The sequence below is a fragment of the Haliscomenobacter sp. genome, assembly GCF_033763495.1.
Classification (GTDB): domain Bacteria; phylum Bacteroidota; class Bacteroidia; order Chitinophagales; family Saprospiraceae; genus Haliscomenobacter.
In genome coordinates this window covers 14,576-27,704 of sequence record NZ_JANRKL010000037.1, presented here as the reverse complement: position 1 = coordinate 27,704, position 13,129 = coordinate 14,576, and the positions used below count along the sequence as shown (strand labels likewise).

The window sequence follows — 13,129 nt, the reverse complement described above, 5'->3', positions numbered from 1 at the left end:
ATTTGTGTAAAATGTATTGAAATGAAAGGACAAGCTCAATCCATTTCGCCTTTTGATTCCGATCCCAATAAGCAATACAGCCTTGAGGAGTATTTTGAATTTGAACTTAAGGCTGAGCATCGACATGAATATTGGAATGGATTCATCCGAGCCATGTCTTATACTTCTCCTGAACATGGAGAAATCCAGACCAATCTTTCCGACACCCTTGCTACTTGTTTGAATGCCAAAGGTTGCAAGCGGTATTCAGCGGATCGGATGGTTTATGTTCCTAGTTGTAATAAAGTGTTCTATCCTGACCTGGTGATCGTTTGTGGCGAACAAGAGTTTTTCCAATACAAAAAGAAAATGAAGGCCACAATCAATCCAACCGCCATCATAGAGATATTATCGAATAGTACTGAACAACAAGACCGCATCGACAAATGGATGTGTTACCGTAGTATTCCTTATTTGCAACAGTATGTGATGGTGCAACAAGATGTACGGAGCATCCACAGTTATCGGCGCAAAAGTGAACGAGAATGGGAATACGCTTATGCGGATAAAGCCGAGGATGCAGTTGAGATTTTGGAGTGTGTGGTGAAGTTGGAGGCGGTGTATGCAGGGGTTAATTTACCTTAGAGCGCCTACTCCCCCATCACCACATCTTCCCCCCACAAATATTTATTGAACCACTCCCAGTTGTGCCACATGGCCGCCAGTCTTTCCTTAGGCTTAGTGATACCGTGGCCAAAACCTTTGTACACCACTAATCTTGCCGGAACCCGATTGTCTTGTAAGCCTTGTAATAACTCATACGCATTCGCGATAGGCACCCTCCGATCAAACTCCCCGTGCTGAATCAAAGTTGGTGTTTTGGCATTCCTGATGTTCGTCATCGGCGAGGTTTTTTGGTAAATCTCGGGATCGCTCCAGGGCGTAGCTTGCAGGTATTGGCGTGTAAAGGGGTGGATATCGGTGTTGACGTAGTAGGTCATCCAGTTGGAAATACCCGCTCCAACTGAAATCGCTTTGAAGCGGTCGGTATTGGTGGTCAAGAATGCCGAGATGTAACCACCCTGGCTCCAGCCCATACAACCCATGCGGTTTTCGTCCACTATCCCTTTACCAACGAGGTGATCTACCCCAGACATCACATCCCACATATCGCCTACCCCCAGGTTGCGCACATTGAGGGAGCGGAATTTTTCGCCATACCCAGCTGAGCCCCGATAATTCACCCGCAATACCAGGGCTCCCTTTTCCAGCCATTGAATCACTGGATAAACACTACCGGGTACTGGCTGGGGCAAGTCGATGCCCGTAGGGCCACCGTGAATCATCACCAGAAGTGGATATTTTTTAGCAGGGTCGTAGTTTTGAGGTTTGTGAAGTACGCCTTCAATTTCGGCTCCGTCTTTGCTTTTCCAACGAATCACTTCACTCACCGCAGTTTTCCAGCCTGCAATTTGTTTGCTCATCTGGGTGATTTGCACCGGTTTGAGGATCGCAGCAGGCGTTTTGAAAATTTCACTGAGGGTGGTAGCACTGGAGCTGCTGTAAGCCAGAGTTTTGCCATCTTTGGAAAAACTGTAGCCGCCTAAAACTATCTCATTCCCACTGATCAAGGCTTTGTATTGACCGCTGATAGGATCAAGCCGGAAGAGCCACCTTTTGGCCCCCTGAAAGGCAGTAAAAAAGACACCCTCCGTATTCCAGCTCAATCCACTGATGTCTTCATCAAAGTACTGGGCCAGCTGATTGGGTTTTCCTCCCTGCAAATCGGAAACCAGCACCTGGTCGTTTTTGTAATAATAAGCAGTGGTGTCATTCAGACTACTGGTGTACAAAATCTTTTTGGAATCTGGCGACCAGGCCGCAAAGTTGTCCACGGATGGGTTTTTCACACTGAATACCACTTTTTTACTCGCCACCTCTATCACCTCAATATCAGAATACAAGGAAAAATTGATCAATGGATTGGGTTGCCTCGTGTAAGCGATCATCTTTCCATCGGGCGACCAATCAAAATTGCTGATGGTAAAGGGGCCTTCGGTGAGGCGCACTGCTTTGGGGTAATTGATGCAATCACTTTTTTTACTCGAATCTTTTTTCTCTTCGTAGCAAGGCATTTCACTCGGCGCGGGGAGCAGATCGGGTTTAAAGTCCAATAACCAAAGGTGCGAAAGGCGGTATTCTGCGTCATCCGCAGCCCAGCCACCGAAGCGTTCTTTGCGTTTTTTTTCCTCCTTACTCTCCGGATTTTGTTTAAACAGGGCAAATTGTTTGCCATCCGGCGACCACTCAAAGCCACCTATCCCATCCTCTTCAAAACTCACTTGTTGCGCTTCACCCCCATTGGGGCGAATCACAAAGATTTGGTTTTTGTCGTTACGGCTGCTGCTGAAGGCAATCCATTTCCCATCGGGCGACCACTTCGGCGAGGTGCTGCTGCTTTTATTACTGCGGGTCAGTTGAAAAGGTTCCTCCCCATTTCGCGCCAGCCAGATTTCAGTGTCATAACCGTTTTCCTTCCAATCAGTGCTGGTCACGGTATAAAGAATGTGTTGGCCATCAGGCGAAAGAAGCGGCGTGCCCACATTGCGCAGCGCGATTACTTGCTCAAAGCTGGTGCTGGCTCCTTTTTGGGCCACAACTTTATTGGATAAAACACTACAAAGCGCCAATAGGAAGATGGGTAAAATAGGCATTTTCATTGTCAGTCGGATTTATGATTAAAGTTGAGGAGTTGAGGGGTTGAGAAGTTAAGGCTACCGCAGCCACTTGGACGCTACCGCCCTCAACTTCTAAACTCCTCAACCAAAAATTATAAACTTTTCATCCAGTTCCCCAGTCGATCAAACCACTTATCCGTTGTCGTTGGGTTGTTCATACCGTAGCCGTGCCCACCCTTGGGATACAGGTGCATTTCCACCGGGATTTTGAACTTGTTGCAAGCCTGATAAAAAGCGATACTGTTGTCCACTTTTACCGTGCCATCATCTGCTGAATGCACCAAAAAACTTGGTGGCGTGAGTGCAGTTACCTGTAGTTCATTGGAAAATTTGAACTGTTGGGCTGTGGTATGTTTTACCCCCAGCAAATTATTCCGAGAGCCCCCGTGTGCCAACTCGTAACTGAGACTAATGACTGGATAAATCAAAATGGCAAAATCAGGCCGCACACTGGTGGTGTCTTTTTCGGTAGGGTCAGCATTTTCATAAAAATGGGTAGCTGCAGTGGAGGCTAGGTGTCCGCCTGCCGAAAAGCCCATGATCCCTACTTTGCGCGGATTAACCTTCCACTTAGCCGCATTGTTGCGCACCAGTCGAATGGCTTGTTGAGCGTCCTGGAGCGGCGCAATACTTTTGTCAATACAGGAAGTATCCAGCGGCATACGGTATTTTAGCACAAAAGCAGCCACTCCGATGGCATTAAAAGCTTTGGCCACATCGAACCCTTCATGATCAATGGCGGTGCCCGAGTAGCCGCCTCCAGGGCAAATTACGACGCCTTGCCCATTTGGTTTTTGAGGAACATATACTGTTAAGGTGGGCTCAACGGTACCGAAAACAAACCGGGTACCATTGGGCCGTTTGTCAACTCTTTCCTTTGCCGCTGTGGGTTTGGAATTGGGAATGGAGCCTGGATAAAGTGGAATTTCAGAGGGTGTTTGTGCATTGGACATAACACAGATTAAGTTGAGCAAAATTCCAATTTGAAAGATCTTTAGCATGATGCAGGTGGTTTAAATGCATGGTTTTGTCTGAAATTAAAGGTAAAATACAATCTTCGGCAGGAAAGCTCATGGCAAAACACAAATTAATTATGTCTTAGTTTAAAAATCTTTTACCTTTGCAAACGAACATTCATTCGTATTGCTCAGTCTTTGACCAAATAGAACCAAAACATGTCTACCAAGCTCCACAATTACTTACTGGGAGCCTGGGTACCCCATGATGGAGAGGGTATCCCTCAATTTGACGCCATCGATGGTACACTCATTGGTACTTGCGGGAGTGAAGGGTTGGATTACAGTGCCATCCTCCACTACGCCTGCAAAGTGGGTGGACCAGCCTTGCGCAAAATGAGCTTTCAGGAGCGCGGGCGGATGCTCAAGGCCCTGGCCTTGTTCCTCAATGAGCAAAAGGAAAAGTACTACACTTTAAGCTACCGCAGCGGTGCCACCCGGGCGGATAGCTGGATCGACATCGATGGGGGCATTGGTACCCTCTTTGCCTACGCTAGCCTGCGGCGCAAGTTGCCCGATACCCGCTGGTACCTGGATGGCGAAGCCGCCAAATTGTCAAAAGAAGGCAGTTTTATCGGCCATCACCTCATGGTCCCCAAGCACGGGGTAGCCATCCACATCAATGCTTTTAATTTTCCCATTTGGGGCATGCTGGAAAAATTGTCTGCCAATTTGTTGGCAGGCATGCCCGCAGTAGTCAAACCCTCCGAAGTCACTTCGTATCTGAGTGAAATCGTGGTGCGCGACATCATTGCCTCGGGCATTTTGCCAGCAGGGGCACTACAATTGGTTTGTGGCAGCGGGATAGGTATTCTTGATGACTTGTGTGAGCAGGATGTGGTCACCTTCACCGGTTCGGCAGCTACTGGCCAACAATTGCGGGCTTTGCCCAGCATCATTCAGGCTAGCGTACCTTTCAACATGGAGGCAGATAGCCTCAACGCTATCGTGTTGGGCCCGGATGTAGAACCGAGTAGCCCGGATTTTGAGCTCTTCCTCAAAGAAATTCGCCGCGAAATGACGGCTAAAACCGGGCAAAAGTGCACGGCTATCCGCCGTATTTTTGTACCTGAAAATCGAATTGACGCCGTACAAAATGGCTTGTCCAAAATGCTGGCACAAACTACACTTGGCGACCCTCGTACCGAAGGAGTGCGTATGGGTGCCTTGGTCAGCAAAGTCCAACAACAGGAAGTTTCCCAACAAGTGGAAAAATTACTCCAGCATTCCAGTCTGGCCTTTGGCAACCTGGAACAATTTGAAGTACTTGGTGCCGACAAAGCCAAAGGTGCATTTTTCGCCCCTATCCTCCTGCGCAATGATCAACCCTCGAAATACACCAACACCCACAACATTGAAGCTTTTGGCCCAGTCAGCACCTTGATGCCATACCACGATCTGGAAGAGGCCATTGAATTGGTCAATCTGGGCAAAGGCTCACTTGTCAGCACCATTGCCACGGCCGATCCTCGTTTTGCGCAGGAGTACGTCATGGAAGCAGCCCCCTATCACGGGCGCATCCTGATCCTCAATGAGGCCAGTGCGAAGGAAAGCACTGGTCATGGTTCACCCATGCCCTTGTTGTCGCACGGTGGTCCGGGCCGGGCTGGTGGGGGTGAAGAACTGGGCGGTTTGCGGGGCATTAAACACTACCTGCAACGCACCGCCATTCAGGGGCATCCGAGTATGTTGAGCCAAATCACCGAAGTGTACCAGGTAGGGGGCGCTCAACCCGAGGCCGAAATTCATCCTTTCCGCAAATACTTCGAAGACTTGCAAATTGGCGAAACCCTGAGTACCCATAAACACACGGTTACCGAAAGCGACATCATCAATTTTGCCAACCTGACCGGGGATCATTTTTATGCCCACGTGGACGAAACTGCGCTGGAGGGAACTCCTTTTGAGCGCCGGGTTGCCCACGGGTATTGGATCCTTTCCAAAGCGGCAGGGATGTTTGTAGAACCGCGCAAAGGACCGGTTTTGCTCAATTATGGCCTGGAAGAATGCCGCTTCACCAAACCCGTTTATCCCGGCATGACCATCGGGGTGCGCCTTACTGTAAAAGAAAAAATCGCCCAAGAGCAACGCGATGAGAACGATGTGCCCAAAGGAATCGTTAAATGGTTGGTAGAAGTATTTGACCAAACGAATGAGACGGTGGCCATTGCCACTATTCTCACGATGGTCAGGAAAAAAACAAGCATTGCGTAGCGTATGTCAACAACGATTCAATCCGGCCAGGTGGGCTATCATGTCGAAAATGGAATTGGGGTCATCAGTTTTCATCACCCCACCCACAACTCCATGCCTAGTCCCCTGCTGCAAATACTGAGCGAAACCATTGAACAAGCCAGTCAGGACCCTGCAGCAAAAGTCATCATCCTGAAAAGTGCGGGTGACCGTACGTTTTGTGCAGGAGCCAGCTTTGATGAATTGGCGGCCATTGAAGATTTTGCCACAGGGAAACGATTTTTCACGGGTTTTGCTAAAGTCATCAATGCCTTGCGCAAAAGTCCCAAACTGGTGATCGGGCGCATCCAGGGCAAAGCGGTCGGCGGTGGCGTTGGCCTTGCCGCGGCTTGTGACTACTGCCTGGCTACCCAGGATGCGGCAGTCAAACTAAGCGAACTGGCCGTAGGCATCGGCCCATTTGTGGTTGGGCCTGCAGTAGAACGCAAAATCGGCACCTCGGCTTTTTCCCAAATGGCCATCAACGCCACGGAATGGTACTCCGCCCATTGGGCCATGGAACGTGGCTTGTTCGCCAATGTTTATCCCAGCATTGCAGAACTGGACCAAGGCATCCATGCTCTGGCGCAGAATCTGGCCCAATCCAGCCCCGAAGCCATGCGCGAGTTGAAAGCGATTTTTTGGGAAGGAACCAGCCATTGGGATCAATTTTTGGAAGAACGGGCTGCCATTAGTGGCAGATTGGTATTGACAGAATATGCTAAACGAGCAATAAAAAAATAGGAGTTGTGGATTTGAGAAGTTGAGGAGTTTAGATCGGTCGCTGCGCGGAGCCAAAGTGTCTATCTAAACTCCTCAACTTCTCAACTCCTCAACTACACCCTTAAACCATGACCATTATTAAAACCAAATTATCCATTCCGTCCAAAACCCTGCTTGAAGCCTTTCGTCTGATGGCTACCGCCAAAAGTATGTCAGACTTGTACGAAGAAAACTTCAAGCTGGTGTCCAAATACGTCCACGCCACCTCCCGTGGGCACGAAGCCGTGCAATTGGCCTTGGGCATGCAAATGTTGCCTCAGGATTATTTGTTTCCTTATTATCGGGACGATGCCATGTTGTTGAGCATCGGGATGCGGCCTTATGATTTGATGCTACAATTGTTGGCTAAACGCGACGATCCTTTTTCTGGCGGGCGTACTTATTACTCCCACCCCAGTCTGAGGGATGCCGACAAGCCCAAAATTCCGCATCAATCCTCCGCCACGGGTATGCAAGCCATTCCGGCCACAGGGGTAGCCTTGGGTTTTTGGTACAAGGAATCCCGCGCTTTGACCAAAGAATATCTGGTTGATAAACCCATCGTCGTCTGTTCGCTCGGCGATGCCTCCATGACTGAAGGCGAGGTGTCGGAAGCCATGCAAATGGCGGTGTTGAAAAAACTGCCGATCCTTTATCTGGTGCAAGACAATGGCTGGGACATTTCTGCTAGTGCCGCCGAGGTGCGCGCCCAAAGCGCGGCTGAATACGCAGCCGGATTCAAAGGCCTGGAAACCCGTAGCATTGGAGGCAACGACTTTTTTGAATGTTACGAAACCCTGAGGGAAGTCATCGATACGATCCGCAAAGAACGGCGGCCTTTTTTGGTGCACGCAGAAGTGCCCCTCCTGAGTCACCATACCTCCGGTGTGCGCAAGGAATGGTACCGCGACGATATGGATTACCATCTCACTCGTGATCCTTTCCCTTTGTTTTGGAAGCACCTGCTGGAAGAGGGCGTGGCGAGTGAAGATGAATTAGAAAGCATCCATCAACGAGCTCAGGCACAAGTCCGGGCAGATTTTGCAGCGGCCCAGGAAGCAGAAGATCCCGCACCTGGTGAATTGTATTTGCACGATTTTGCCCCCACTCCAGTCACTTCGGAAAAAGGCCAACGCCAACCCGCCCAGGGCGAAGAAAGCCTGATGGTGGACTGTGCCCTACACGCAGTAGAGGAACTGCTGCAAAAATACCCCGCATGCCTCCTGTACGGGCAAGACGTAGGCATGCGCCTGGGTGGCGTGTTCCGCGAAGCGGCCACCTTGGCCCAAAAATTTGGCAAAGAACGCGTATTCAACACGCCCATTCAGGAAGCCTTCATTGTGGGGAGCACGGTTGGCATGTCGGCTTTGGGACTCAAACCTATCGTGGAAGTCCAATTCGCCGATTACATCTGGCCAGGGCTCAACCAATTGTTCACCGAAGTCAGTCGCTCCTGTTACCTCTCCAATGGCAAATGGCCAGTGAGTTGTGTGATTCGCATTCCGGTGGGTGCTTATGGCAGCGGCGGGCCCTACCATAGCTCCAGCGTCGAATCGGTGCTGAGCAACATCCGAGGCATTAAGATTGCCTACCCCAGCAATGGTGCCGACATGAAGGGCTTGATGAAAGCGGCTTACCATGACCCAAATCCGGTCATCGTACTGGAACACAAGGGCTTGTACTGGTCTAAAGTAAAAGGCACCGAAGCGGCTAAAGTCATTGAGCCGGATGCAGAATACATGGTGCCACTGGGTAAAGCCCGATTGGCCCTGGAAGCCAGCGCTTCAAACAATACGCTTTTTGTAGTCACTTACGGCATGGGTGTGCACTGGGCTTTGAACGCGGCCAAAAGTTACCCAGGCCGCATCGAAATCCTCGATTTGCGGAGCATTGCTCCACTGGATGAGGAGGCGATTTATACTGGGGCTAAAAAACACGGCCGGGTGCTGGTGATTACCGAAGAACCCGTAAATTGTAGCTTTGCCCAAAGCATCGCTGCACGGATTCAGCAGAACTGCTTTAAGTTTTTGGATGCGCCAGTGGTGACGATCGGGGCAGCGAATGTTCCGGCGATTCCGTTGAGTGAAGTGCTGGAACGGGAGATGTTGTTGAGTGCGGAGAAAGTGGCTGGGGAGATGGGTAAAGTGTTGGGGTATTGAGCCACAATTAGCCCTGAAGGGGCGACATCTCTGAAGAATGGGCAGCGCCCTTTCGACACACAAGAATGATCAAACTTCTCTATAGCCCTGAAGGGGCGACATCATCCGACCAAGAGATGCCGCCCCTTCAGGGCTAGTTAATGAACGATGTGGTGGTTATTAGAACGGGCTGTGCCCATTCTTCAGAGATGCCGCCCCTTCAGGGCTAGTCCGACGAATGGACGATTCCCTTATAGACATGAACCAATTACAAATCCAATGAATAATACCTTCATCCACCTATTTTTATCTCTCATAGTCTTACCCCTGCTCCTCCCCGCGCAAAGCCCAAAATCCACCTACGCCCCACAAAAAATCAGCAAATCCATCCTCCAAATCGCCAAAGACATGGCCAAGGAGAATGAAGTACACAATGCTGCGATAAGTGTCGCGGGTGAAAAAACCCTGCAATATCGCCGATTTGAGGGATTGGTTAAAAAAGCGACTTTAAATGAATTGCTTGAGTTGGTCGAGCACCCCAATCCTGCCGTTCGAGTTTATGCGTTTTGGGCTTTGGCCAAAAGGGAATTCGAAAAGTTGGAAGCTGTATTGATGGCGCATGCTGCTGATGAGCAGTTGATTTACTATATTGAGGGATGCCTTGGTGGAGACCTCAAAGTGATTGATTTTATGATTCGGGTAGTTACGCCTGAAATGATTGATTGGGAATGCAAAAAATTAAATGCTGCTGCGTTAGATAGATTGCAGGAAAGGCGAGGTCTGTTAAAAAAATCAAGAGAGTGATTGGGTAAAAAGTCCACAATAAACCATAAACACTGATGAGTACAAATAGAAAAGAGAGGCAACAATTGCTGAATTGCCCCAAATGCAGAAGAATTAGGTTGATGTCCTTATTAATGGCATTTTGTAGTCTGTTCAGCACTTGTACGGACCGTGCTGTCTCTCAATCTAAAGTCCCCAACGCCCAGCCAAGTACAACTCAAGAACTAACGGATAGCCTCATCTTAAAGTTAATCTTTGGCAATGTAGCCCAAAAAAAAGAGGTAGGTTATATCAAAAATTATGATAGCTTTTACGCTAACGCAAGCTTGGATTCTACAACATTTTCTGCCAAAAATTGGGCCAATTTAGGTCGTGAGGGCTTCACTCATTATTTTGTGGAATCCATTTATGACATTGAAGAAGCAGGAGTTGAAAAAAAATTAGTCATCCTGAGTGGCGAAGGAATAAGTTGCCATGTTTGCGCAGGAGTGAGCGGTGCAGCGGTTTTTTCCGAGGAAGCTAACGAGTGGAAATTGGAAGTCTGGGAAAATGACATTGCCGTGTTGGGCACTACGGGTTATCCAGTAGATCAGATAGAGATTAACCCGATCGGTAAGGGACGTTATGCTATTGTGCTAAAAAGAGGTAGCATATGGCAAGGTGTCGAATTCCGTTTTTTCACGCTGGTGCTTTACGAAAAAGGAATTTTTAAGGAAGTATTAGATAAACCCATCACTTTTTCTTCAAATAACTGGGCCAACGCCGAACCCGATGGAATGTTCACCAAAGCATACTCCTATACAGCACCCGTATATTTCGATTGGCGTAAAGCAGGAGAATATCCCAACATGGTAATGCATTTTCAAGGCACTACACTTAGCAAGAGTGGCACTGAATCAATACTTTTGAACCAGAAGGTACGATTTGAATATAAAGAAGGTAAATACATGACTCAGCAAAAAATTCCGTCTGAATAATCTAGAACACCCTAAAAACTGAAGCAAATTCCCTACTTTCACCACTACACCCATACAATAACCCTAAAACCTCCTCCTCCATGCGCCAGCTTATTGAAAAAGTCCTCCCTGAAAATGACCTAGCCCTCAAGGCCCTCGCCATTGGCGTAACCGTCTTATTAGCAGGGCTATTGTCCCTCTGGGGCATTTATCAAATTGGGGAATACGGCCTGGCCTTATTCATGTTGACCCCCTTATTTATAGGTGCAGCGCCGTGCATTTTATACGGCATAAAAAAAGAAATAAGTAGTGCAGAAGCCAGGAACCTAGCCTTACTGAGCCTTTTGGTTTTTACCCTTGCCTTAATCATTTTCGCCATTGAAGGTTTACTGTGTGTTGCCATGGCTGCTCCAATCGGCTTGTTTTTCACCTGGATTGGCAGCCTGATCGGCTACGCCATCACCAAAAACACACCGGGCAATGCACCAACAGCGATGTTGGCCCTGCTCTGTGCCATTCCCGGTTTAGCTTTTGTAGAAAAAGAACAAGACATCAAACTGACTACCGTGGTCAGCTCCATTGAAATAGACGCCGATCCTCAAACCGTCTGGAAAAACGTAGTTGAATTTCCACAACTGGAAGAACCCAGCGAATTCATTTTTAAAACCGGGATTGCCTACCCCATTAATGCCAAAATAGAAGGTACGGGAGTCGGTGCAATCCGGCACTGCAATTTCACCACCGGAAGTTTTGTAGAACCCATCACCGTTTGGGATGAGCCCCGGCTTTTAAAATTCGATGTACTCGACCAACCTGAGCCGATGAAAGAGTTGAGCTTTTGGGACATCGATGCCCCCCACCTGCACGATTTTTTTGTATCCAAACAAGGGCAGTTTAAATTGACGGCCTTGCCCAATGGCAAAACCCTGCTGGAAGGAACAACCTGGTACCACCACCGCATCAAACCCGCATTTTATTGGCAGTTGTGGAGCGACCAGATTGTCCATGCGATCCACCAGCGGGTTTTAACCCACATCAAAAAAAATTCAGAGCAGCAATAAAAACCAGGAACTGATGCGTGAAGTACTTGACGAAGTCGAAGCTGACAAACCATTGGGCGGAAAGGTATTTTCAATCTTGTCTTTTTCCTTTGCCATGCTGACCATTGTGCTAGGCACCATTTTAATGCTCCTGATTTTATACCGCGAAAATGCAATGCTTTTGTGGCGTCCACCAATGATGTTGATCAGGGGATTTCAACTGACCTGCCTTGCTGGTCTTGTTTTTGCCATCACCAGCATCGTCAAAAAAGAAAAACTGCCCTACCTGAAAGCAATAGGTGCCGTGTTGAATATTTTGATTTTCGGGTTGATCCTGGGGCTGATAGTATATGCGGCGATTCTTGATATGAGTCGGCAGCAGTAAGTCGCCCCCTCACAAAGTCATATAAAATCCGGTTAGCTATCTTTTTGACAGGGTAGGCCTTATCCCTTATTTGAAAAGTCCCCCGGATTCCCTATTGACTTCAAAAATTGGAAACTTGCAAAGAACGTACATCAATGGAAAAACTACTCGGCATTGGAGTCCTACTCATTCTAATGGGCTGCGCCAATTCAAAATCCAGCGTGAAACAGGCCGCCTCAGAAAAATCCTACAGCATTGCCTACAACATCCATCTCCCCGACAAAAATAAAGACGACTGGGAGATCATGCGGATGAACATGGATGGTTCGGACAAAAAAAACATCTCCAATCACCCAGATGTGGCCTGGACCTACCACGCCTACCAAAACCGGCTTTTTTTCATCAGCGACCGGGATACATCCTACCGCTGTTTCTTCCTGTATGAATGCGACCCGCAGGGAAATAAGGTTAAAAAAATCAGCGACTTGCGTCTGGAAGATAGCTGGATGAGTACGCGCAACAAAGGCAAAGAAATGATTGTAACGGGTAGAATCGGCAAGGCGATTCGTTATCAGTTTTTTATCCTCAACACCAGCACCGGAGCATACCGCCAGATCACCACAGATACCGCAGCCATGTATAGCGATCCCTGTTTTTCACCAGATGGCAAAAAAATCGTCTTCAGCTACAAAAAGAACCGCCGGGACAAATCGACCCACGAAGAATTGTACCTGATGAACGTGGATGGTGGTCCTATGACGCAACTCACCTATTATCCCGAAGACAACCCATCGGCCAAAGATTATGGCTATCGGGCAGGTTCGGCGCGCTGGCATCCTACGGAGAACTTCATCACCTACGTTTCCAAGCAGGATGGCCGGAACAGTATTTTTGCCGTCACCCCAGATGGCAAAAAACAATGGAAGCTGCTGGACAATCCCGATTCTGATGGCTGGCACGACTGGAGCCCAGATGGCCAATGGTTGGTGTTCAACAACTCTGACAATGCCGAAACCCAGTACCACATTACCTTGATGAATTGGAAAACCAAAGCACAGAAACAGCTCACGGATACCACTTATAAATCACAGCTAGGCCCTGTTTTTGTGGGCAAATAATCC

At 48.4% G+C, this 13,129-nt stretch carries 11 protein-coding genes; 9 read left to right on the top strand and 2 right to left on the bottom strand.

Annotated features, from left to right (window positions below; genetic code table 11):
• Nucleotides 1-21: 21 nt before the first annotated feature.
• Complete coding sequence (locus SFV55_RS04670) at nucleotides 22-624, top strand: Uma2 family endonuclease (protein WP_320028304.1); 603 nt, start codon at nucleotides 22-24, stop codon at nucleotides 622-624.
• A gap of 5 nt (nucleotides 625-629) precedes the next feature.
• Here the strand turns inward: SFV55_RS04670 and SFV55_RS04665 are convergent, their stop codons facing one another.
• Nucleotides 630-2,699, bottom strand: coding sequence for a S9 family peptidase (locus SFV55_RS04665; RefSeq protein ID WP_320028303.1), 2,070 nt, complete (start codon nucleotides 2,697-2,699; stop codon nucleotides 630-632).
• Between the two features lie 110 nt (nucleotides 2,700-2,809).
• Nucleotides 2,810-3,718 carry an alpha/beta hydrolase gene (locus SFV55_RS04660; protein WP_320028302.1) on the bottom strand — a complete coding sequence of 303 codons (909 nt, stop codon included), beginning with the start codon at nucleotides 3,716-3,718 and terminating at the stop codon, nucleotides 2,810-2,812.
• A 174-nt stretch (nucleotides 3,719-3,892) separates the two neighbouring features.
• Here SFV55_RS04660 and paaZ point away from each other — a divergent pair, with 174 nt between their 5' ends.
• The 8 genes from paaZ to SFV55_RS04620 all read left to right on the top strand — a co-directional run bounded on the left by paaZ (nucleotide 3,893) and on the right by SFV55_RS04620 (nucleotide 13,126).
• Nucleotides 3,893-5,947: a phenylacetic acid degradation bifunctional protein PaaZ gene (gene paaZ / locus SFV55_RS04655; protein ID WP_320028301.1), complete on the top strand. Its 2,055-nt coding sequence runs from the start codon at nucleotides 3,893-3,895 to the stop codon at nucleotides 5,945-5,947.
• A gap of 3 nt (nucleotides 5,948-5,950) precedes the next feature.
• Entirely contained in the window at nucleotides 5,951-6,709 is a 759-nt protein-coding gene (locus SFV55_RS04650) for an enoyl-CoA hydratase/isomerase family protein (protein ID WP_320028300.1), read from the top strand.
• Between the two features lie 107 nt (nucleotides 6,710-6,816).
• Complete coding sequence (locus SFV55_RS04645; protein WP_320028299.1) at nucleotides 6,817-8,886, top strand: thiamine pyrophosphate-dependent enzyme; 2,070 nt, start codon at nucleotides 6,817-6,819, stop codon at nucleotides 8,884-8,886.
• Between the two features lie 387 nt (nucleotides 8,887-9,273).
• Entirely contained in the window at nucleotides 9,274-9,669 is a 396-nt protein-coding gene (locus SFV55_RS04640; protein ID WP_320028298.1) for a hypothetical protein, read from the top strand.
• A 35-nt stretch (nucleotides 9,670-9,704) separates the two neighbouring features.
• A complete protein-coding gene (locus SFV55_RS04635) occupies nucleotides 9,705-10,625 on the top strand; it encodes a hypothetical protein (RefSeq protein WP_320028297.1) in 921 nt (306 codons plus the stop codon).
• Between the two features lie 80 nt (nucleotides 10,626-10,705).
• Complete coding sequence (locus SFV55_RS04630; RefSeq protein WP_320028296.1) at nucleotides 10,706-11,665, top strand: SRPBCC family protein; 960 nt, start codon at nucleotides 10,706-10,708, stop codon at nucleotides 11,663-11,665.
• Nucleotides 11,666-11,678: 13 nt separating this feature from the next.
• A complete protein-coding gene (locus SFV55_RS04625) occupies nucleotides 11,679-12,029 on the top strand; it encodes a hypothetical protein (protein ID WP_320028295.1) in 351 nt (116 codons plus the stop codon).
• Nucleotides 12,030-12,163: 134 nt separating this feature from the next.
• On the top strand, nucleotides 12,164-13,126 hold the full coding sequence (locus tag SFV55_RS04620; protein ID WP_320028294.1) for a hypothetical protein: 963 nt from the start codon (nucleotides 12,164-12,166) through the stop codon (nucleotides 13,124-13,126).
• The last annotated feature ends 3 nt before the right edge of the window (nucleotides 13,127-13,129 follow it).